Raw genomic sequence first — 21151 nt, 5'->3', positions numbered from 1 at the left:
ACCATGGTCATCATCATCGGATTGGGCAAAACCGGACTCTCTTGCGTCGATTATTTCCTCGGCCGTGGCGTCACGCCACTGGTGATGGATACCCGTGCCAACCCGCCCGGCAAGGATCAACTGCCGCCGGAGGTGGAGCTCATTCACGGGCTCGACGAGGCGCTGCTCAAACAGGCGCATATGATCGTCGCGAGCCCGGGTATCGCGCTGGCCACCCCCGAACTGAAAGCCGCCGCCGAGCGTGGCGTGCAGATCATCGGGGATATCGAGCTGTTCGTCCGCGAGACCCAGACCCCGGTCATCGCCATCACCGGCTCCAACGGCAAGAGCACCGTCACTACCCTGGTGGGCGAGATGATTGCCGAAGCGGGACTCAAGGTCGGTGTGGGCGGCAATATCGGTACACCGGCGCTGGAGTTGCTCAAGCAGCCGATGGATCTCTGCGTGCTGGAGCTCTCCAGCTTCCAGCTCGAGACCACCTACAGCCTGCGTGCTGCCGCGTCCGTGGTGCTGAACCTCTCCGAAGATCACATGGATCGCTATCAGGGCATGGCCGACTATCGCGCCGCCAAGATGGAGATCCATCAGCATTCCAAACACATTCTGGTCAATCGCGACGATGCCCAGACCCTGCCCGATGTGGGTCAGGTATGGCAGAGCTTTGGCCTCGACTGCAATGGCTATGGCCGCTGCCTGCTGGATGGCCGCTACTGGCTGACCCTGCACGGCGAACCGCTGCTGGCGGTGGACGAGATGAAGATCGTCGGCGCCCACAATCAGGCCAATGCCCTTGCCGCCATGGCGCTGTGCGATGCGGTCGGCATTCCCCGCGCTGCCCAGCTCACCGTGCTGCGCCGCTTCGAGGGCTTGCCCCATCGCGCCCGCTTCGTGCGCGAAGTGAACGGGGTGCGCTGGATCAACGACTCCAAAGCCACCAACGTGGGAGCCACACTGGCTGCCGTTGCCGGTGTGCGCGAGTCGGTCAAGGGGCGCCTGCTGCTGCTGGCCGGTGGTCAGGGCAAGGGGCAGGATTTTGGCCCGATCCAGGCGCTGCTGGGCAACCAGATCGATCACATGTACTGCTTCGGTCAGGATGCCGAGGTGCTGCTGGCACTGGGCGAGCAGACCGAACAGGTGGCCGACCTGGCCGCTGCGGTTGCCAAAGCGGCTGCCGATGCCAATCCCGGTGACTGGGTGCTGCTGGCGCCAGCCTGTGCCAGCCTCGATCAGTTCAAGTCGTTCGAGGTGCGCGGCGATCGTTTCACCGAGATGGTGCTGGCGCTATGAACGCCCTTCGCGCAGCAGCAGGTCTGTTCCAGCGCTGGTTGTTACCAGCGCGCCCTGCCGGTCTCTACGATCGGCAGCTGGTACTGCTGGCGCTCTCCCTGATGGCGGTCGGGGTGGTCATCGTGGCCTCGGCGTCGATCCCCGAGGGGATTGCGCTGGGGGATGACCCCTTTATGTTCGTGAAGCGTCACGCCCTGTTTCTGGTGATGGCGCTCGGTATCTCCTGGTTTGTGTTGCAGGTGCCGATGGCACGCTGGCAACAGCACAACGGCCCCATGCTGCTGCTGGCCATTCTGATGCTGGTGCTGGTGCTGCTGGTGGGCCGCAACGTTAACGGTGCGGTGCGCTGGTTGCCGCTCGGCCCCTTCAACCTGCAGCCTGCGGAATTTGGCAAGCTGGCGCTGTTTGTCTATCTGGCCGGTTATCTGGTGCGGCGTCAGAGCGAAGTGCGCGAAGCCTGGATCGGCTTCTTGAAACCGCTGGCGGTGTTCGGGGTGCTGGCGGTCTTGCTGCTGTTGCAGCCGGACCTGGGTTCCACCGTGGTGATGTTCGTTACCTCGTTCGGCATGCTGTTTCTGGCCGGTGCCCGACTGGGGCAGTTTTTAACCCTGATCGGCGCGGGCCTCGGCTCGGTGGTGATGCTGATCATTGTCGAGCCATACCGGATGCGGCGGGTGACCTCCTTTATGGATCCCTGGGCCGATCCGTTCGGCAGTGGCTACCAGTTGACCCAGTCGCTGATGGCGTTTGGCCGTGGCAGCTGGTTTGGCGAAGGGCTTGGCAACTCCATCCAGAAGATGGAGTACCTGCCGGAAGCGCACACCGACTTCGTGTTTGCGATCCTCGGTGAAGAGCTGGGTTACGTCGGGGTGCTGGGCGCCCTGTTCCTGATTTTTGCGCTGGCGATCAAGGCGCTCAAGCTGGGGCATCGCGCGCTGGTGGCAGAGCGGCTCTATGACGGCTATCTGGCCATCGGCATCGGCATCTGGTTCAGCTTCCAGACCTTCGTCAACGTCGGCGCGGCTAGCGGCATGATGCCGACCAAGGGCCTGACCCTGCCGCTGGTCAGTTACGGTGGTTCCAGTCTCATCATCATGGCGGTGGCGGTGAGCATGTTGATTCGAATCGATTTTGAGTTGCGTCAGGCGACAGCCCAGGCGCGCGTGCGGGAGGTTTAGTGAGCAAGACTCTGTTGGTGATGGCAGGTGGTACCGGTGGGCATGTGTTCCCCGGTCTGGCCGTGGCCGATCGCCTGAAGGCCCAGGGCTGGACTGTCCACTGGCTCGGCACTGCTGACCGGATGGAGGCGGAGCTGGTGCCCGCCCACGGTTATCCTATCTCCTTCATCGATATTCAGGGGGTGCGTGGCAACGGCATCAAGCGACTGCTGGTGGCGCCCTATCGCATCGTCAAATCGATCCTGCAGGCGCGTCAGGTACTCAAGACCGTTCGTCCTGACGTGGTGCTCGGCATGGGCGGTTTTGCCTCCGGCCCGGGCGGCGTGGCGGCCTGGTTCTCCGGCATCCCGTTGCTGCTTCATGAGCAGAATGCCGCTGCCGGCATGACCAACAAGCTGCTGGCGCGTATCGCCAGGCGGGTGCTGATGGCATTTCCGGGCGCCTTCGCGCCGAGCCGTCGTACCGCCGTGGTGGGCAATCCGGTGCGTCCCGAAGTGGTCGCCCTGCCGGATCCGCAACTGCGCAGTGGAGCCGAGCCACTGCATCTGCTGATCGTTGGTGGCAGTCTGGGTGCCCGGGTGCTCAACGAGCAGGTGCCTGCTGCGGTGGCTGCATCCGGTGTGCCCATTGAAGTGCGTCACCAGTGTGGCAAGGGCAATGCCGAGACAGTGTCTGCTGCCTATGCCCAACACGGCATCAATGCCGAGGTGAGCGAATTTATCAAGGATATGGCCAGCGCCTACGCCTGGGCCGATCTGGTGGTCTGCCGTGCCGGTGCCCTGACCGTTTCCGAAGTGGCCGCTGCCGGTGTGGCTGCCATTTTCGTGCCGCTGCCCCATGCGGTGGATGATCACCAGACCCGCAACGCCCTGACGCTGGTCGACGGCGGTGCGGCCGAGTTTCTGCCCCAGTCCGAGCTGAATACCGCCTCATTGGCGGCGCGCTTGACCTGGCTGGCTGGTCGTCGGGAGACCCTGTTTAACATGGCGAAAGCGGCTCGCCGCGTCGCTATCACCGATGCGGCCGAGCGGGTTGCCGATGAGTGCAAACAGCTCGCAACCGGGCAGAGTGGTAAAGATTGATGAGCAAGGTTGCAGCGGTGACACCATGCGGCCTTGTACCTGTATGTATTGATGCCGTTGTGCAGCCGCGTTTTGACGGCACATGGCCTGCGGCAGACTAAAGAGACGATTATGACCAAGGTTGAACTGGCAAAACTGCGTACTGTGATCCCCGAAATGCGCCGCGTGCGTCGCATCCACTTTATCGGCATCGGTGGTGCAGGTATGGGCGGGATCGCCGAAGTGCTTGCCAACGAAGGGTATCAGGTAACGGGTTCTGATCTGGCTCGCAACGCCGTGACCGAGCGGTTGGCCGGACTGGGCGCGCACATCTTCGTCGGTCACAGTGCCGAACATGTCGAGGGTGCCAGCGTGGTGGTGGTCTCTACCGCCATCAAGCAGGACAACCCTGAGCTGCTGGCTGCCCGCGAATTGCGCATCCCCGTCGTGCGCCGCGCCGAGATGCTGGCCGAGCTGATGCGTTTCCGTCACGGTATCGCCATTGCCGGTACTCACGGCAAGACCACCACCACCAGTCTGGTGGCGAGCATCTATGCCGAAGCCGACCGTGACCCGACCTTCGTCATCGGTGGTCTGCTCAACAGTGCCGGCACCAATGCCCGCCTGGGCAGCAGCCGCTATCTGATTGCCGAGGCGGACGAGAGCGACGCCTCTTTCCTGCATCTGCAGCCGATGGTCTCTATCGTGACCAACATCGAAGCGGATCACATGGATACCTACGGCGGTGACTTCTCCAAGCTGAAGGCCACCTTCATCGAGTTTCTGCACAATCTGCCTTTCTACGGACTGGCGGTGGTCTGCATCGATGATCCGGTGATCCGTGGCATGTTGCCCGAGATTGCCCGCCCGACCCTGACCTACGGTCTCTCTGACGATGCCGATGTGCAGGTGCTGGATTTTGTCCAGACCACCAACCACAGCTGCTTCCGGGTTCGCCGCAAAGAGGCGGGGGAACTGCAGGTCACCCTCAATTTGCCGGGTATTCACAACGCATTGAACGCCGCAGCGGCGATAGCTGTCGCGACTGAGGACGGTGTCAGCGATGAGGCCATCATCTGTGCGCTGGCCAAATTTGAAGGGGTCGGCCGTCGCTTCCAGCAGTATGGCGAGTTTGAAACCGGTCGCGGCAAGGCGATGCTGGTGGACGATTACGGTCACCACCCGAGTGAAGTGAAGGTCACCATCAACGCCGCCCGTGCCGGTTGGCCCGAAAAGCGTCTGGTGATGGTGTTCCAGCCGCACCGCTACACCCGCACCCGCGACCTCTACGAGGACTTCGCCGATGTGCTCTCCAAGGTAGACGTGCTGGTGATGTTGGAGGTTTATGCTGCTGGTGAGGAGCCGATCCCGGGCGCTGATGGCCGAGCACTGTGCCGCTCCATTCGCTCGCGCGGCAACCTGGAGCCCATCTTCGTCGCCACGCCAGATGACGTGCCAGCCGTGCTGGCCGACCTGATCGGCGAGGGGGATTTGGTGCTGACTCAAGGCGCCGGGAACGTCGGGGCGCTTGCCCGTCGTCTCGGAGAGATGAAATTGAGCATAGATAGCATGAAATCTGGCGCCTGAGGGCCCAATGAGTATTTTGACCGCCAAGCCGGGGCCTATATAATGGCGAACCGGTCTGTCAAAAGGCCGGATTAGCGCGTTACACGGGGAACGAACGGGTGGAGGCAAGGGCACAGGGGCGCACCAAGGGTGGCTTCATCGCAGGCGTAGTGTTTTTCCTGCTGGTGATATGGGGCTGCTATCGGACTGCGCTGGATGTTAAAGGTTGGCTGACGGATGCCAACCGGTTGCCCATGAGCGAGCTGTTGCTGCAGGGGCAACACCAGTATTTGCAAACCGAAGAGCTGCGGATGGCCGTGCTGGATGGCGCCGAGCTGCGCAACTTCTTCGAATTGGACGTCAACGAATTGCAGGCACGGCTCAATGCCCTGCCATGGGTAGCTCAGGTCTCGGTACGAAAGAAGTGGCCGAACAAGATCAAGATCTACCTCACGGAACAAGATGTGGCGGCGCGCTGGAATGGCAACCGCTTCGTCAACACCAGGGGCACGGTATTCAGTGCCCCGGATCGGGTCAAGACGCCGCTGTTGCAGCTGTCAGGGCCGGATGACCAGGCCGCCCGGGTGTTGAAAGAGAGTCGGCAGTACGAGTCGCAACTGGCTGCCAAGGGATACAAGTTGCTGGGGGTGAATTTGACCCCCCGCCATGCCTGGGAACTGACCCTGGATGGCAATATCAAGCTGTTCCTGGGACGCAATGACATTGCGCTCCGGTTGCAGCGGTTTATCGATGCCTTCCCGGTTATCGAACCCCGTGCGCAAGTTGCCTACGTGGATCTTCGATACGACACCGGAATGGCAGTTGGCTGGAAGAAGAGCGAAGAGAAAGTGCATGACCAACACCGCAGATAGGAATTTGATTGTCGGACTGGATATCGGCACAACCAAGGTGGCGGTTCTGGTCGGGGAAGTATTGCCGGACGGTGAACTCAACGTCATCGGTATGGGCAGTCACGCTTCCCGCGGAATGGAGAAGGGCGGGGTCAATGACCTCGACTCCGTGGTCAAGTCACTGCGCCGCGCGGTGGAAGAGGCCGAGATGATGGCCGATTGCCAGATCAGCTCGGTTTATCTGGGTTTGTCCGGCAAGCATATTGACTGCCGCAATGAGACCGGTATGGTGCCCATCTCCGATGAAGAGGTGACCCAGGAGGATGTGGACAACGTGATCCACACCGCCAAGTCGGTTCGCCTCTCCGACGAGCTGCGGGTGCTGCATGTGCTGCCTCAGGAGTTTGCCATCGATTATCAGGAAGGGATCAAGAACCCGGTTGGCCTCTCCGGTGTGCGGATGGCGGCCAAGGTTCACCTGATCACTTGCCACAACGACATGGCTCGCAACATTGAGAAATGTGTGGAGAAGGTCGGCTTGCGGGTGGATCAACTGATCTTCTCCGCGCTGGCCTCCAGCTATGCCGTATTGACCGAAGACGAGAAGGAGCTGGGTGTCTGCGTGGTGGACATTGGTGGCGGTACCATGGATATGTCGCTGTTTACCGGCGGCGCCCTGCGCCACACCAAGGTGATCCCGTACGCTGGCAGCACGGTGACCAGCGATATCGCCTACGCCTTCGGCACGCCGCCGCTCGACGCGGAAGCGATCAAGGTGCGCTACGGTTGCGCCCTCGGTCGTCTGGTCAGCAAGGAAGACAATATTGAAGTACCCAGTGTCGGCGGTCGTCCGGCGCGCAGCCTGCAACGGCAGACACTGGCTGAAGTGATTGAGCCCCGTTACACCGAGTTGCTCTCCATGGTGAATGATGAGCTGGTGCGGGTACAGAGCGAGTTGAAAGCGCAGGGGGTCAAGCATCAGCTGGCAGCCGGTGTGGTCTTGACCGGCGGCGCTGCCCAGATTGAAGGCATTGTGGAGTGTGCAGAGCAGATCTTCCAGAGCCAGGTCCGGGTGGGAGAGCCCATGAACATACGTGGTTTGAGTGATTACGTGCAGGCACCGGTGTACTCGACTGCGGTCGGGTTGCTGCAATATGGCCGCACCCATCAAGCCACAGGTAGCAACAAAGAATATGCCGCCAAGGCAAGCGTCGGTGGCCTGGTCAAACGGGTTAGCAACTGGCTGCGTGGCGAGTTCTAAGAATTTTGCTGAGTCAGGCAAATAAAGCGGAGAGACAACATGTTTGAATTTATGGATAGCCACACTGACGAAGCCGTCATTAAAGTGATCGGTGTAGGTGGCGGCGGCGGTAACGCTGTCGAGCACATGGTTCGTCAAAATATTGAGGGTGTTGAGTTCATTACCGTCAACACCGACGCCCAGGCACTGCGTAACTCCAGCGCCAACACTACCCTGCAGATCGGCGGTGGCATCACCAAGGGTCTGGGTGCCGGCGCCAATCCGGAAGTGGGTCGTGATGCGGCCATGGAAGATCGCGAAGCGCTGCGTGAGCTGCTGACCGGTTCCGACATGGTGTTCATCGCCGCCGGTATGGGCGGTGGTACCGGTACCGGTGCTGCGCCGATCGTAGCCGAAGTGGCACGCGAGATGGGCATCCTGACCGTTGCCGTCGTCACCAAGCCGTTCTCCTTTGAAGGGAAGAAACGGATGGGCTTCGCTGCGCACGGTATCGAAGAGCTCTCCAAAAACGTCGACTCCCTGATCACCATCCCCAACGACAAGTTGCTGAAGGTGCTGGGTCGCGGTATCTCCCTGCTGGACGCCTTCAAGGCGGCCAACGATGTACTGCTTGGTGCGGTACAGGGCATTGCCGAGCTGATCACCCGCCCGGGCTTGATCAACGTCGACTTCGCGGACGTGCGTACCGTGATGCGTGAAATGGGTACCGCCATGATGGGTACCGGTTCCGCCTCCGGTGATGACCGCGCCGAAGAAGCGGCCGAGAAAGCCATCTCCAGCCCGCTGCTGGAAGACGTGGATCTGGCCGGTGCCCGTGGCATCCTGGTCAACATCACCGCCGGTATGGACATGACCATCGAAGAGTTCGAAACCGTGGGTAACGCGGTCAAGGCCTTCGCTTCCGAGAACGCTACCGTTGTTGTGGGTACCGTAATCGACCCGGAAATGCACGACGAGCTGCGTGTGACCGTGGTTGCGACCGGTATCGGTGCCGAGCGCAAGCCGGACATCACCCTGGTCAAGAGCAGCCAGGTGCAAGAGCGCCCGGTACGTCAGCCGCTGGTCAGCGACATGATGCAAGGCCGCGTGATGGACGAAGCCCCGGCCAAGGTGGTCAACGCCGAGCCGCAAGCTCGTCGCGAACCGGATTACCTGGATATTCCGGCGTTCCTGCGCAAGCAAGCCGACTAAGCCTCTTATGGCTCTTGTTTGTTTGTTGTTCAAGGAATGTGCTAAGATGGCCTGCCAACGACCATCTGGTCCGGATTTTAAGCTGTTTAGGGTACACCCATGATTAGACAAAGAACCTTGAAAACGAGTGTACAGGCGACTGGTGTCGGCCTGCATTCGGGCCGGAAAGTCACCATGACGTTCCGTCCGGCGCCTGTGAACACAGGGATCGTTTACTTGCGTACCGACCTGAATCCTGTGGTGGAGCTGCCAGCCAATGCCGATCAGGTGCGCGATACCGTGCTCTGTACCGCTCTGGTTAACGAAGCCGGTGTCCGTGTCTCTACCATTGAGCACCTCTCTGCCGCGTTGGCCGGGATGGGGATCGACAACCTCTATGTCGAGGTTGACGCGCCCGAGATCCCGGTGATGGACGGCAGTGCGCATCCCTTTATCTACCTGCTGCAGGAAGTCGGGATCCGTGAGCAAAATGCTGCCAAGCAGTTTGTGCGGATCAAGAAGAGTATCCGGGTTGAAGACGGCGACAAGTGGGCGGAATTCCACCCCTATCGCAACGGCTTCAAGATGGATCTCGAGATCGATTTCCAGCATCCGGTCTTTGAAGGGCGCAATCAGCGTTGCGTACTGGACTTCTCCGGTGCCTCCTTCGTGAAAGAGATCAGCCGCGCCCGTACTTTCGGGTTCATGCGTGATATCGAGTACCTGCGTTCCCAGAACCTGGCGCTGGGCGGAAGCCTGGAAAACGCCGTGGTACTGGACGACTATCGGGTACTGAACGAAGACGGTTTGCGTTATGAGGACGAGTTCGTCAAGCACAAGATGCTGGATGCGATCGGTGACCTCTATATGTGTAACCGCAGCATCATCGGTGAGTTCCGTGCCTACAAGACCGGACATGCCCTGAACAACAAGCTGCTGCGTGCCTTGCTGGCCGAGCAGGAGGCTTGGGAACTGGTGACCTTCGAGGGTGAGGGCGACAAAGCGCCTATCGCTTACTACGATAACGGTCTGGTTCTGGCCTGATAGCTGTGCAACGGAACGTCGGTCCTCTCTCCGCACCGACGTTCCGTCATTTGTTTACTCCATCCTTTAATACCGATTATCTCCCGGTTTTATTTCCCGTGCAGGCTCCTGGCCGCACCTGACCGAGCAGACTTAGTTCTATGAGCATTACCCTGATCCTCCACGGCAAGCAGCGACGCAAGTTGCACCTGCCCAAACAACGTCTGGCCTGGGTCGGCGGTATTCTCTTCTCCCTGTTGGCTCTAGGTGGTGGTTGGCTCTGGCAGAGCTGGCACCAGAAAATGGAGGCGCTGGAAGTGGCGCTTGCCGTTGCCGAGCAACAGTCCGTCGACCAGAGTGGCGACGAAGCCCGTGAACAGTTGGCAATGCTGGCTGCTCAGGTGGGCACCATGCAGGGCCAGCTTGGCCGTCTCAATGCCCTCGGCGAACGATTGACCGAGCAGGCCGATCTCGATCCCGACGAGTTCAATTTCAAAGAGCTGCCCCCGATGGGCGGCCCTTCTTATGATGAAGATTTGGAAGTGAGCCTCAACGAGCTGCAAGCCTCGATGAAACACCTCAGCCAGCAGCTCAGCAGCCGCGAAGAGCAGCTGTCGGTACTTGAATCTTTCATCATGAATCACCATATCACCGATGCCGGTTTTATTTCCGGCACGCCAGTCAAACAGGAGCGAGTTTGGGTCTCGTCCGGGTTTGGTGGACGGGTCGATCCGTTCAACGGGCGTGCCAAGATGCACAAAGGGGTCGATTTCCGTGGCAAACCCGGAACCCCGATTCTGGCCACCGGGCCTGGCATTGTCAGCTGGGCGGGCCGTCATCCGGAATTTGGCAATATGGTGGAGATTAATCACGGCAATGGCCTGGTCACCCGCTATGCCCACAACTCCAGGTTGCTGGTCGAGGTGGGCACCCTGGTTGATCAGGGTCAGAAGATTGCCTTGATGGGACGTACCGGTCGCGCGACCGGGGTCCATCTGCATTACGAAGTGTTGAAAGACGGTCGTCAGGTCAACCCCGCACGCTTTCTCAGTGCCAGCCGGGGTTAGGTTTTTTTCTTCAGTTCCAGTGACGGAACGCTTTTATAACCAGAAATAGTTGGTACCCATGATTAGCACACTGCTTACCAAGATTATCGGCAGCCGGAACGACAGAACGCTCAAGGCTTTGCGCAAAATTGTAAAACAGATCAATGCCATGGAGCCGCAGTTCGAGGCTCTGTCCGATGCCGAGTTGCAGGCCAAAACGGCCGAATACCGTCAGCGTATCGAGCAGGGTGAGACCCTGGAGCAGCTGCTGCCGGAAGCGTTCGCGACCGTGCGTGAAGCCTCCAAGCGGGTGTTCGGCATGCGTCACTTCGACGTACAGCTGATCGGCGGCATGGTGCTGAACTCCAACCGCATCGCGGAAATGAAGACCGGTGAAGGTAAGACCCTGACCGCAACTCTGCCAGCTTACCTGAACGCCCTGAGTGGCCGTGGTGTGCACGTAGTAACGGTGAACGACTACCTGGCCAAGCGTGATGCGGAAGCGAACCGTCCGCTGTTTGCCTTCCTCGGCATGACAGTTGATTGCAACGTGCCCGGCATGGATGCGTCCCAGAAGCGTGACGCCTACGCCGCCGACATCACCTACGGTACCAACAACGAATTCGGTTTTGACTACCTGCGCGACAACATGGCGTTCTCGCCGGAGCAGCGCGTCCAGCGTCCGCTCAACTACGCGCTGGTGGATGAAGTTGACTCGGTGCTTATCGATGAAGCCCGTACTCCGCTGATCATCTCCGGCCCGGCCGAAGACAGCTCAGAGCTCTATATTCGCGTCAACAAGCTGATCCCGCTGCTGGTCAAGCAGGACAAGGAAGACACCGAAGAGTACACCGGCGACGGTCACTACACGGTGGACGAGAAGAACCGTCAGGCCCTGCTGACCGAAAACGGCCAGATCTTCGTGGAAGAGCTGCTCAAGAAAGAGGGGCTGCTGGACGAGAACGACTCCCTGTTCTCCGCCTCCAACATCAGCCTGCTGCACCACGTCAATGCGGGTTTGCGTGCTCACACCCTGTTCGAGCGCAACGTGGACTACATCGTCCAGAAAGACGAAATCGTCATCGTCGACGAGCACACCGGTCGTACCATGCCGGGTCGTCGCTGGTCCGATGGTCTGCATCAGGCCGTTGAAGCGAAGGAAGGGGTGAAAATCCAGAACGAGAACCAGACGCTGGCATCCATCACCTTCCAGAACTACTTCCGTCTCTACAACAAGCTGGCGGGGATGACCGGTACTGCAGATACCGAAGCCTTTGAATTCCAGCAGATTTATGGCCTGGATACCGTGGTTATCCCGACCAACAAGCCGATGGTGCGCAAGGACATGGGCGATCTGGTCTACCTGACAGCCAATGAGAAGTATGCCGCCATCGTCGAAGATATCCGTGGTTGCGTTTCCCGTGGTCAGCCGGTGCTGGTGGGTACCGTCTCCATCGAGAACTCCGAGCTGCTCTCCGGCATCCTGACCAAGGAGAACATTCCGCACAAGGTACTGAACGCCAAGTTCCACGCCATGGAAGCGGAGATCGTCGCTCAGGCTGGCCAGATTGGTGCGGTCACCATCGCCACCAACATGGCCGGTCGTGGTACAGACATCGTGCTGGGCGGCAACTGGCAGGCAGAGATTGCCAAGCTGGAGAACCCGACCAGCGAGCAGATTGCCGAGCTGAAAGCCGCCTGGCAGGTGCGTCACGATGAGGTGCTGGCCGCCGGTGGTCTGCACATTATCGGTACCGAGCGTCACGAATCCCGTCGTATCGACAACCAGCTGCGCGGCCGTTCAGGTCGTCAGGGTGACCCGGGCTCCTCCCGTTTCTACCTCTCCATGGAAGATACCCTGATGCGGATCTTCGCCTCCGATCGCGTGACCGGCATGATGAAGAAGCTGGGCATGGAAGAGGGCGAGGCTATCGAGCACCCGTGGGTCACCAAGGCGATCGAAAACGCCCAGCGCAAGGTGGAAGGTCGCAACTTCGACATCCGCAAGAGCTTGCTGGAGTTTGATGACGTTGCCAACGACCAGCGCAAGGTGGTCTACGAGCAGCGCAACGAGCTGCTGGATACCAATGATATCTCCGAGACCATTCATGTCATCCGTGACGACGTGTACGGCGCGGTGATCGACGAGTACATCCCACCCCAGTCTCTGGAAGAGATGTGGGACGTGCCGGGTCTGGAAGCACGCCTGAAGGCGGACTTCGCGCTGGATCTGCCGCTGCAACAGTGGCTGGCGGAAGATGACAAGCTGTATGAAGAGAAGCTGCGCGAGCGCATTCTGGACGAAGCCACCAAGCTCTATGCCCACAAGGAAGAGCTGGTCGGCAAAGAGGTGCTGCGCAACTTCGAGAAAGCGGTGATGCTGCAAACTCTGGATGGTCTGTGGAAAGAGCATCTGGCGGCCATGGATCACCTGCGTCAGGGCATCCATCTGCGCGGTTACGCCCAGAAGAACCCCAAGCAGGAGTACAAGCGCGAATCCTTCGATCTGTTCACCCAGATGCTGGAAACCCTCAAGCGCGACGTGGTCAGCATCCTGAGCCGTGTTCAGGTGCAGGAGCGCGATGTGGAAGCGATGGAAGAGCAGCAGCGCCAGCAGGCTGAAGCCGCTCCCCGTACCTACACCCACGCCGCCGCAGAGAGCCAGCTGGCCGATGAAGAGGCCGCAGGCGAAGAGGGTCACACCACCTTCGTGCGTGATGAGCAGAAGATCGGCCGCAACGATCCCTGCCCGTGCGGCTCCGGCAAGAAGTACAAGCATTGCCACGGTCAGTTGACCTGATCGACGCAGTGCCATGACAAGGCGGGCCCGGTGCCCGCCTTGTTTTTGTCAGATAGTGGCGAAGTCACTGTGGTGGCGCCACCTGACCAAGGGTTATCGGATATCAGGCATCATCGGCCGCTCACCCAACCGGAGGTTGGGCGCATCGAACGGCGCGGTCAGGCATAGTGTACAAAGGTAACAAGATGGAACAGAAAAAGCGGATCTGGGTGGCGGTTGGCGTCATCGAGAATGAACAAGGCGATATCTTCATCGCCAGACGCTCCTCCGATCGCCATCAAGGGGATCGCTGGGAGTTTCCCGGTGGCAAGGTGGAGTCGGGCGAGGATCTGCTCACCGCGCTGGACAGAGAGCTGTGGGAAGAGATCGGCATCCGGGTGCAGGATTGCACTCCCTTCATGGAGTTGCAGCACGACTACCCCGAGAAGCAGGTGTTGCTGGATATCTGGAAGGTGACCCGTTTCAGCGGCGAACCGTTCGGCAAGGAGGGGCAAGAGTGTCTGTGGGTGCCGGTGGCAGAGCTGCACAACTACCACTTCCCCGATGCCAATGGCCCGATTGTGGCGCGGCTACAGGGCCTGCTGGCGTGATCCGATAGCAACCAACAAGCATCAAAAAAGGGCCCGTCGGCCCTTTTTTCATATTGCAGAGGTGAGTGACCACTGGCTTATAGCCACTGATCGCCCTCTTCCGGCTCCGGCAGCAGATCCGGATTGATCTCCCCAGGAATGCGCTTCTCTTCATCGGCCCATTCGCCGAGATCGATCAGCTGGCAGCGCTTGCTGCAGAAGGGGCGAAACGGACTCTGCGGGCCCCACTCCAGCTCGGTTTGGCAAGTCGGGCATTTGACCTTGGTGACCATCAGGATGTCTCCTTAACAGCAGGCAAGCTGGAACGTCACATCGCCAATCGGCTGTTCTGCGGTGGGCAGAAAGCGCAGGGCGAAGCGGTTCTTGTGGCCGCTCAGGGTCGGGTAGCAGAACAGATTGCCCGGCAGCTTGATGCGGATAAGCTCGGCGCTCTCGGCGGTGTCCTGGAAGAAACCGTTACTGGCAACCTGTTCACTGAAACTGCCTGACTCACGCCACAGGCGCAGCAACAGGGTGATGGCATTCATCAGCAGGTTGATGTCGCTCAGCCAGCCCTGCATCTGCTGGTGACGGGTGATGGCCGGAGTACCGAGCCAGTGGTGCAGCTGCGGCACATCGAAGGCACACAGGCCACCGGGGATGGAGAAACGCTGGCGGATCGAGCCGAGCAGACGATCCTCTTTCAGGCGGGCACCCGGGCGTGGCGAGTTGAGCAGGTTGCGGGAGAGCTGGCTGCTCTCTTGCTGCATCTGCTTGATCTGTTCCAGATCGACATCGGGCAGGCTGGCCCAGTGGCTCAGACGCTGGCCGAGACGCTCCAGATCCTTGATGAGGTCGGCGCGCAGGTCACCACGCTCCAGCAACTCCTGCAGATCGAACAGCCCCTTGAAGAAGGCGATATGTGCCCAGGATTGTTCACTCTCCAGATTGTCGCGGATCTGGGAAAACAGGGACTCCAGACGAAGATAAGTCCGGCTTTTTTCATTGAGGGGGAAATCGTAAATCATGCCTAATCCTGGCCAGCCATAAACCGGCCTAGTGTACTCACACTTGGCGGGCTTGTTGAGAGGCAATTGCCAGATATGTCTCGTGCAGCGCCAAAATCCGCGTTTTAATCGCCATTTCGCTGCCATTGTGGTTTTCGATGACATCATCCGCCACAGCGAGGCGCTCCGACCGGCTCGCCTGGGCGGCGATAATGGCCCGGGCTTGCTCGGCCGATACCCCATCCCGACGGCAGGTGCGCTCAATCTGGGTGGCTTCATCCACATCAATTACCAGCACCCGATTGGCGAGGCCGGTGAGTTTGTTCTCCACCAGCAGTGGCACCACCAGCAGGCAGTAAGGTGAGCGTGCCGCGGCACACTGGCGCTGCATTTCGCTGCGAATAAGCGGGTGAAGCAGGGCATTGAGCCACTCTTTGGCCTGTGGGTCGCTAAAGACCCGCTCACGCAGGGCACGACGATCGAGTTGGCCGCTTGGATCAAGCACATCCGGGCCAAAATGGTCGGCGATGGCGGCAAGGGCAGGGGTGCCCGGCTCGACCACTTCGCGGGCGATCACATCGGCATCCACCACCTCGATACCCAGCGCGGCAAACTGATTGGCGATAGTGGTTTTGCCGCTGCCGATACCACCGGTGATAGCAACTACATACATGGGGGCCTCTTGCTCAAAGCAGGGTAGAGAGATACCAGCGGGTGATGGTATCGCCCCACAACAGGGCGATCCAGCCCGCGATAGCGAGGTAGGGGCCGAAAGGGATGGGCTTGCCCTGATGGTGTTTGTGCAAGGCGATCAGGCTGATGCCGATCACAGCGCCGACCAGGGATGAGAGCAGTAGAATAATGGGCAGCGCCTGCCAACCGAGCCAGGCACCCAGCGCCGCCAGCAGCTTGAAGTCGCCATAACCCATCCCCTCTTTGCCAGTGAGCAGCTTGAAGGCCCAGTAGAGGCTCCAGAGCACCAGATAGCCCGCCATGGCGCCAATCACCGCGTCGGCCAGCGGCACAAAGCCTCCCGCCAGATTGAATAGCAACCCACCCCACAGCAGTGGCAGGATGAGCTGGTCGGGCAACAACATCTTGTCGAGATCGATAAAGGTGAGGGCAACCAGTATCCAGGTGAGCAGCAGGGCGGCCAGTGTGCTCCATCCTGGTGTAATCACCATAGCAACAGCTACCGAGAGCAGGGCGGTCAGCAGTTCCACCAGCGGATAGCGGGCCGAGATCGGTGCCTGACAGTCGCGGCAACGCCCTTTGAGCCAGAGCCAGCTCAGCAGCGGGATGTTTTCCAGCGCAGTGATGGCGTGACCACAGTGAGGGCATGCGGAGCGCGGTACCATCAGGTTGTAGCGCTCTGGCGCAGTGGCCTCCTCATCGGGGGTGAAGTAGCTGCGATATTCGGCCTGCCATTCCCGCTCCAGCATGATGGGCAAGCGGTGGATCACCACGTTGAGGAAGCTGCCGATCATCAGGGAGAAGAGAAAAACCAGCGAGAAGTAGAGCCAGGGCAAGCCGTGAGCCAGCTCGAGAAGAAGTGTCATAACCAACCGTCAATCGTTAAATGAGGGGGAGGGGCATGGCGGTGGTGCCATGCCCTGATGAATCAACCTACAACGTCGCCCAGTTTAAAGATGGGCAGGTACATGGCGATAACCATGCCACCGACCAGCACCCCGAGCACCACCATGATGAGGGGTTCCAGCAGGCTGGTGAGGCCATCGACCAGATCATCCACCTCCTGTTCGAAGATGGTGGCGACCTTGGAGAGCATATCATCGATGGCACCGGACTCCTCACCGATCATCACCATCTGGATCACCATGTCGGGGAAGAGATCGACGGTACGCATCGCCACGTTGATCTGCATGCCCGCCACTACCTCGTTGCGGATGGCCATGACCGCGGTGCGATAGACATAGTTGCCGGAGGCGCCTGCCGCCGAAATCAGCGCATCTACCAGTGGAATACCGGCGGAGAAGGTGGTCGACAGAGTACGGGCAAAGCGAGCCATCGCCGCCTTGTGCAGGATCATCCCGACTACCGGAATGGTGAGCACGAACTTGTCGGTATTGTCTCTCACCTTCTGGGAGGCCCGCCAGGCGCGTACATAGAGAAAGATGCCAAGGGCCGTGCCGCCAAAGAAGACATACCACCAGTTCTGCATAAAGCGGGAGATGCCGATGACAAACTGGGTGAACACCGGCAGCTCGGCGCCGAAGCTCTTGAAGATATCCTCGAACTGCGGAATGACGAACAGCAGCAGGATGGAGGTCACCACGATGGCGACCAGAATGACCATGGTGGGGTAGAACATCGCTTTCTTGATCTTCGACTTGAGTGCCTCCGACTTTTCCCGATAGGTGGCGATACGGTCGTAGATGGTCTCCAGCGCGCCGGATTGCTCACCGGCTTCCACCAGATCGCAGTAGAGAGCGTCAAAGTAGAGTGGATGGCGGCGCAGCGCCTCCGACATGGGGGTGCCGGTCTCCACATCGGCGGCAATCTGCCCCATCAGCTCGCGCATCGAGGCTTTCTCGTGGCTGCGGGCGATGATCTGCAGACTCTGCACCAGTGGTACCCCGGCGGAAAGCATGGTGGTGATCTGGCGGGAGACGATGGCGATATCCATCGGTTTGATCTTGGCGCCACCCTTGGAGAAGAGCCCCTGGGATTTCTTGGCCACCTTGGTGACGTTGACCCCCTGTTTGCGCAGTTCGGCCTTGACGGTGTTGATGCTGTCGGCCTGCAGCTCGCCGGAGACCTTCTGCCCCTTGCGGTTTACCCCGTGCCAGCGGAAGGCGAAGACTTTCTTGGGGGCATTGTTCTTCTTGGTTAGGGTTGCCATCTTTGCATCCTGCAATTGGGTCGGGCGCCAGCCCTTATGACACAAACGTCCGATGACGTAGCGTTAATCCTGTTTCCCTGCGCGAATGTCCGATTACGCCGCGCTAATCGAACCTACGCACCGAGTATTAGCGGCGACTGTTTCGCCATGCGAATTAGTTGGTGGTGACCCGGTTGACCTCGGCCAGACTGGTGACCCCGAGCCGGGCCTTCTCCAGCCCCGAGGTACGCAGGGTACGCATCCCCTCCTTCTGGGCAATCGCGGCGATTTGCAGTGAGTTGGCCCCCTGCATGATCAATTTGGCGATGTTCTCCGACATCAGCATGATTTCGTAGATGCCGACTCGCCCCTTGTAGCCGCCGGAACACTCCTTGCAACCGACCGGTTTGAACAGTCGCAATCCGGCCGCCAGCTGTTGCGGGGTAAATCCCAGCTCCAGCAGTTCGGCTTCCGGCACCACCTCCGGCGCCTTGCAGTGGTCGCACAGTTTACGGGCCAGCCGCTGGGCCATGATCAGGGTCACCGAGGAGGCGATGTTGAAGGCGGGCACCCCCATGTTCATCATCCGGGTCAGGGTCTCGGCGGCGGAGTTGGTGTGCAGGGTGGAGAGCACCAGGTGGCCGGTCTGCGCAGCCTTGATGGCGATTTCGGCGGTTTCGAGATCGCGAATTTCACCCACCATCACCACATCCGGATCTTGCCGCAAGAAGGAGCGCAGGGCGCTGGCGAAGGTGAGCCCCGCCTTGGGATTGACCTGCACCTGGTTGACGCCGGGCAGGTTGATCTCTACCGGATCTTCGGCGGTGGAGATGTTCACCTCGGTGGTGTTGAGAATATTGAGGCCGGTATAGAGCGAGACGGTTTTGCCCGAGCCGGTGGGGCCGGTTACCAGGATCATCCCCTGCGGCTTGGAGAGGGCGCGCAGGTATTGCGCCTTCTGCCGGTCGTCAAAGCCGAGTTGCTCGATATTGAGGCGCGCCGCCGAGGAGTCGAGCAGACGGATCACGATCTTCTCCCCCCACATGGTGGGCAGGGTGTTGACCCGCATATCCATCGACTTGTTGCGCGATAGCTTCAGCTTGATCCGGCCATCCTGTGGTAGCCGCCGCTCGGCGATATCGAGCCGTGCCATGACTTTGAGGCGGGCGGAGAAGCGGTTGGCCAGATTGACCGGCGGGGTGGCGATCTCGTGCAAGATGCCATCGATGCGAAAGCGAACCCGATACTTGAACTCGTAGGGTTCGAAGTGCAGGTCGGAGGCGCCGCGCTTGATGGCATCCATCATGATCTTGTTGATGTACTTGACGATGGGGGCATCGTCATCGGCGGTATTGACGCTCTCGTCCAGCCGACTGTTCTCGTCGGAGACCTCGAGATCCGAAATCTCGGATTCGTCGATATCCTCCATGCCGAGGGCGTCGTTCTCGCTCTCCAGCAGCTTGGCTATGGCGGCGGTGAGCTTGTTTTCCTCTACCAGCAGCGCCTCGGTATGGAGCCCGAAGCTGAAGCCGAAATCCTCCAGTGCCGACACATTGGTCGGATCCGACATGGCGATATAGAGGGTATGGCCCTGGGTGTAGATGGGCAGGACGTGGTGCTTGTCGATCAGCTTTTGATTGAGGAACTTCTGCGGGATCTCGGCCAAATCGAAGGCGGCAAGATCCAGCAGAGGTACCCCATACTCCAGCTCGCAAAAATCGGCCAATGCCTTGCTGTCGAGGATGTTGTTCTCGATCAGAAAGGTCACAAAGGGTTTGCGCTGGGCCTTGGCCTGGCTCAGATAGCGCTGGGAGTCCTCTTCACTGATCAGTGAAGAGGCGGCCAGGCTTAACGCCAGGCCGCTATTAGGGCTAGAGGTCATTTATTTGCAGATTTCTGCCGTAATACATGTTGAGGATGAAACTGTTGCCCATGTAAGTTTGTTATTAACAGCAGTGGGAGACAATATATACGTCTCACCAGAAAGGCCATTTACTGGTGTACCACTCACACCAACCGCCTCAGCCGTAATAACGCCATCAGCGACAGATAGATTTTTCACCAGACCAACGGCACCAGATTGTGCTGCTGGGATACCTTGAGAGCTGGAATCACAGTTAGTTAATGCCCCCTGATCGGCATAGCAGAGCTCAACGGCTGTCTTCAATGCGCCCGTTGATGCGATTACTTCAGTAAATTTTGCTTTTTTGGTGTAATTTTGATACGCAGGCAGCGCGATGGCGGCCAATATGGCCACGATCGCGACCACGATCATCAGTTCAATAAGGGTAAAACCTGATTGCTTCTTCATGTCAAATGTCCTTTTATCCTTGGTTCCTGGGAAGTGCCGGTAGAAAACCATCCGCACGTCAGTATCTTATCCGAGCTGTCAGGGGTGGCAACAGAGATTGCTGCCTTTGTTAACCACTTTTCTATCATTTACCAAAAACATGATATAAATCATAAAATAAGAGGCTTCTAACGACTCTTTTTTATGGGGGGAAGCGGGTCCGTCATCACACTCCTTTGCCGAGGGATCCTGATTAAAGAAAAGGCGCCTATGGCGCCTTTTGCAAGTTGTTTATCCGGTTATATCGAGTGTTTGCTCAAGCCTGTGGGGGGAATTTCACTGCTGGATAAAACGCATGGAGAGATCGAGCGCCCGCACATGCTTGGTGAGCGCCCCGACAGAGATAAAATCGACGCCAGTGGCGGCAAATTCAGCCAGGGTGTCCAGCGTCACATTGCCGGAGACTTCCAGCTTGGCGCGGCCCTGATTGATGGCGACCGCTTCGCGCATCATGGTCACGTCGAAGTTGTCGAGCATCACGATATCTGCGTTGGCCGCCAGCGCCTGTTCCAGCTCGGCCAGCGATTCGACCTCCACCTCGACCGGCTTGCCCGGATTGAGATGACGAGCCTCATTAATCGCCTCGGCGATGCCGCCGCAGGCGAGGATATGGTTCTCTTTGATGAGGTAGGCGTCGTAGAGGCCGATGCGGTGATTCTTGCCGCCGCCGCAGGTGACCGCGTACTTCTGGGCGGTGCGCAGCCCGGGGATGGTCTTGCGGGTGTCGAGCAGACGGCAGTCGGTGCCTTCCAGTTCAGCCACATAGCGGGCGGTGAGGGTGGCAACGCCGGAGAGGGTCTGGACAAAGTTCAGCGCATTGCGCTCGCCGGTCAGCAGCAGGCGGGCAGGGCCATGGAGGCGGAACAGCTCCTGATTGGGGGAGAGCACTTCGCCATCCTGCACCTTCCACTCCACCTTCACCTCGCCGCCGAGTTGAGCGAACACTTCATCAACCCAGGGCTGGCCGCAGAACACGCCTGCCTCACGGGTGATGACCCGGGCGCTGGCGATGCGCTCGGCCGGGATCAACTGAGCAGTGATATCGGCGCTGGCGTCCGGTTGGTTCAGTGTAGTGAGGGCATCGCCCAGATCTTCGAGTAGTGCGGCGCGCACGGCGCGGCTGACATCCTGTTGAAACAT

19 protein-coding genes are annotated in these 21151 nt (G+C 59.5%); 11 read left to right on the top strand and 8 right to left on the bottom strand.

Annotation, left to right across the window (positions count from 1 at the left end; all coding sequences use genetic code 11):
* Positions 1–3 precede the first annotated feature (3 nt).
* The 11 genes from murD to mutT all read left to right on the top strand — a co-directional run bounded on the left by murD (position 4) and on the right by mutT (position 13833).
* Positions 4–1287: a UDP-N-acetylmuramoyl-L-alanine--D-glutamate ligase gene (gene murD / locus BSP75_RS09015; protein ID WP_075112936.1), complete on the top strand. Its 1284-nt coding sequence runs from the start codon at positions 4–6 to the stop codon at positions 1285–1287.
* Positions 1284–2465, top strand: a complete 1182-nt coding sequence (gene ftsW, locus BSP75_RS09010) for a cell division protein FtsW (protein WP_042058675.1) — start codon at positions 1284–1286, stop codon at positions 2463–2465. The genes murD and ftsW overlap by 4 nt, the downstream gene beginning before the upstream one ends.
* Positions 2465–3547 carry an undecaprenyldiphospho-muramoylpentapeptide beta-N-acetylglucosaminyltransferase gene (murG, locus tag BSP75_RS09005; protein ID WP_075112935.1) on the top strand — a complete coding sequence of 361 codons (1083 nt, stop codon included), beginning with the start codon at positions 2465–2467 and terminating at the stop codon, positions 3545–3547. Before ftsW ends, murG begins: the two co-directional genes overlap by 1 nt.
* A gap of 111 nt (positions 3548–3658) precedes the next feature.
* Positions 3659–5113: a UDP-N-acetylmuramate--L-alanine ligase gene (gene murC / locus BSP75_RS09000; RefSeq protein ID WP_075112934.1), complete on the top strand. Its 1455-nt coding sequence runs from the start codon at positions 3659–3661 to the stop codon at positions 5111–5113.
* A gap of 98 nt (positions 5114–5211) precedes the next feature.
* Positions 5212–5964: a cell division protein FtsQ/DivIB gene (locus BSP75_RS08995; RefSeq protein WP_042655677.1), complete on the top strand. Its 753-nt coding sequence runs from the start codon at positions 5212–5214 to the stop codon at positions 5962–5964.
* Positions 5945–7204 carry a cell division protein FtsA gene (ftsA, locus tag BSP75_RS08990; protein WP_005336148.1) on the top strand — a complete coding sequence of 420 codons (1260 nt, stop codon included), beginning with the start codon at positions 5945–5947 and terminating at the stop codon, positions 7202–7204. The genes BSP75_RS08995 and ftsA overlap by 20 nt, the downstream gene beginning before the upstream one ends.
* A 39-nt stretch (positions 7205–7243) precedes the next feature.
* On the top strand, positions 7244–8395 hold the full coding sequence (ftsZ, locus tag BSP75_RS08985; protein ID WP_005336147.1) for a cell division protein FtsZ: 1152 nt from the start codon (positions 7244–7246) through the stop codon (positions 8393–8395).
* A gap of 99 nt (positions 8396–8494) precedes the next feature.
* Positions 8495–9418: a UDP-3-O-acyl-N-acetylglucosamine deacetylase gene (lpxC, locus tag BSP75_RS08980; protein WP_005336146.1), complete on the top strand. Its 924-nt coding sequence runs from the start codon at positions 8495–8497 to the stop codon at positions 9416–9418.
* A gap of 140 nt (positions 9419–9558) precedes the next feature.
* Positions 9559–10464, top strand: a complete 906-nt coding sequence (locus BSP75_RS08975; protein WP_042058684.1) for a M23 family metallopeptidase — start codon at positions 9559–9561, stop codon at positions 10462–10464.
* Positions 10465–10522: 58 nt separating this feature from the next.
* Positions 10523–13243: a preprotein translocase subunit SecA gene (gene secA / locus BSP75_RS08970; RefSeq protein WP_042655678.1), complete on the top strand. Its 2721-nt coding sequence runs from the start codon at positions 10523–10525 to the stop codon at positions 13241–13243.
* 185 nt (positions 13244–13428) lie between these two features.
* A complete protein-coding gene (gene mutT, locus BSP75_RS08965; RefSeq protein ID WP_042058688.1) occupies positions 13429–13833 on the top strand; it encodes an 8-oxo-dGTP diphosphatase MutT in 405 nt (134 codons plus the stop codon).
* A 77-nt stretch (positions 13834–13910) separates the two neighbouring features.
* Here the strand turns inward: mutT and yacG are convergent, their stop codons facing one another.
* The 8 genes from yacG to nadC form a co-directional block, all read right to left on the bottom strand.
* Positions 13911–14105 carry a DNA gyrase inhibitor YacG gene (gene yacG, locus BSP75_RS08960; RefSeq protein WP_033138127.1) on the bottom strand — a complete coding sequence of 65 codons (195 nt, stop codon included), beginning with the start codon at positions 14103–14105 and terminating at the stop codon, positions 13911–13913.
* 12 nt (positions 14106–14117) lie between these two features.
* Positions 14118–14840 carry a cell division protein ZapD gene (gene zapD / locus BSP75_RS08955; protein WP_042058692.1) on the bottom strand — a complete coding sequence of 241 codons (723 nt, stop codon included), beginning with the start codon at positions 14838–14840 and terminating at the stop codon, positions 14118–14120.
* Positions 14841–14877: 37 nt separating this feature from the next.
* Positions 14878–15492, bottom strand: a complete 615-nt coding sequence (gene coaE / locus BSP75_RS08950) for a dephospho-CoA kinase (RefSeq protein ID WP_075112933.1) — start codon at positions 15490–15492, stop codon at positions 14878–14880.
* A 13-nt stretch (positions 15493–15505) separates the two neighbouring features.
* Complete coding sequence (locus BSP75_RS08945; protein ID WP_075112932.1) at positions 15506–16378, bottom strand: A24 family peptidase; 873 nt, start codon at positions 16376–16378, stop codon at positions 15506–15508.
* 62 nt (positions 16379–16440) lie between these two features.
* Positions 16441–17682 (bottom strand): type II secretion system F family protein, encoded by a 1242-nt coding sequence (locus BSP75_RS08940; protein ID WP_042058699.1) that lies wholly within the window; start codon positions 17680–17682, stop codon positions 16441–16443.
* Between the two features lie 154 nt (positions 17683–17836).
* Positions 17837–19543 (bottom strand): PilB family type IVa pilus assembly ATPase TapB, encoded by a 1707-nt coding sequence (gene tapB / locus BSP75_RS08935; protein WP_075112931.1) that lies wholly within the window; start codon positions 19541–19543, stop codon positions 17837–17839.
* Entirely contained in the window at positions 19544–19972 is a 429-nt protein-coding gene (locus tag BSP75_RS08930; protein WP_075112930.1) for a prepilin-type N-terminal cleavage/methylation domain-containing protein, read from the bottom strand.
* A 315-nt stretch (positions 19973–20287) separates the two neighbouring features.
* Entirely contained in the window at positions 20288–21151 is an 864-nt protein-coding gene (nadC, locus tag BSP75_RS08920; RefSeq protein ID WP_075112929.1) for a carboxylating nicotinate-nucleotide diphosphorylase, read from the bottom strand.

It is taken from the genome of Aeromonas sp. YN13HZO-058, assembly GCF_001921245.1.
Taxonomy (GTDB): domain Bacteria; phylum Pseudomonadota; class Gammaproteobacteria; order Enterobacterales; family Aeromonadaceae; genus Aeromonas; species Aeromonas allosaccharophila.
The sequence above is the reverse complement of the archived record's forward strand: the minus strand, read 5'-3'. Positions and strand labels throughout refer to the sequence as shown.

What these genes read in the sequence shown, in the direction of transcription:
- BSP75_RS08945 (WP_075112932.1), bottom strand. Translation starts at nt 16,378, where the DNA reads ATGACACTTCTTCTCGAGCTGGCTCACGGCTTGCCCTGGCTCTACTTC.
- murD (WP_075112936.1), top strand. Translation starts at nt 4, where the DNA reads ATGGTCATCATCATCGGATTGGGCAAAACCGGACTCTCTTGCGTCGAT.
- murC (WP_075112934.1), top strand. Translation starts at nt 3,659, where the DNA reads ATGACCAAGGTTGAACTGGCAAAACTGCGTACTGTGATCCCCGAAATG.
- BSP75_RS08930 (WP_075112930.1), bottom strand. Translation starts at nt 19,972, where the DNA reads ATGAAGAAGCAATCAGGTTTTACCCTTATTGAACTGATGATCGTGGTC.
- zapD (WP_042058692.1), bottom strand. Translation starts at nt 14,840, where the DNA reads ATGATTTACGATTTCCCCCTCAATGAAAAAAGCCGGACTTATCTTCGT.
- BSP75_RS08975 (WP_042058684.1), top strand. Translation starts at nt 9,559, where the DNA reads ATGAGCATTACCCTGATCCTCCACGGCAAGCAGCGACGCAAGTTGCAC.
- ftsA (WP_005336148.1), top strand. Translation starts at nt 5,945, where the DNA reads ATGACCAACACCGCAGATAGGAATTTGATTGTCGGACTGGATATCGGC.
- yacG (WP_033138127.1), bottom strand. Translation starts at nt 14,105, where the DNA reads ATGGTCACCAAGGTCAAATGCCCGACTTGCCAAACCGAGCTGGAGTGG.
- mutT (WP_042058688.1), top strand. Translation starts at nt 13,429, where the DNA reads ATGGAACAGAAAAAGCGGATCTGGGTGGCGGTTGGCGTCATCGAGAAT.
- ftsZ (WP_005336147.1), top strand. Translation starts at nt 7,244, where the DNA reads ATGTTTGAATTTATGGATAGCCACACTGACGAAGCCGTCATTAAAGTG.
- tapB (WP_075112931.1), bottom strand. Translation starts at nt 19,543, where the DNA reads ATGACCTCTAGCCCTAATAGCGGCCTGGCGTTAAGCCTGGCCGCCTCT.
- ftsW (WP_042058675.1), top strand. Translation starts at nt 1,284, where the DNA reads ATGAACGCCCTTCGCGCAGCAGCAGGTCTGTTCCAGCGCTGGTTGTTA.
- BSP75_RS08940 (WP_042058699.1), bottom strand. Translation starts at nt 17,682, where the DNA reads ATGGCAACCCTAACCAAGAAGAACAATGCCCCCAAGAAAGTCTTCGCC.
- secA (WP_042655678.1), top strand. Translation starts at nt 10,523, where the DNA reads ATGATTAGCACACTGCTTACCAAGATTATCGGCAGCCGGAACGACAGA.
- nadC (WP_075112929.1), bottom strand. Translation starts at nt 21,151, where the DNA reads ATGTTTCAACAGGATGTCAGCCGCGCCGTGCGCGCCGCACTACTCGAA.
- lpxC (WP_005336146.1), top strand. Translation starts at nt 8,495, where the DNA reads ATGATTAGACAAAGAACCTTGAAAACGAGTGTACAGGCGACTGGTGTC.
- coaE (WP_075112933.1), bottom strand. Translation starts at nt 15,492, where the DNA reads ATGTATGTAGTTGCTATCACCGGTGGTATCGGCAGCGGCAAAACCACT.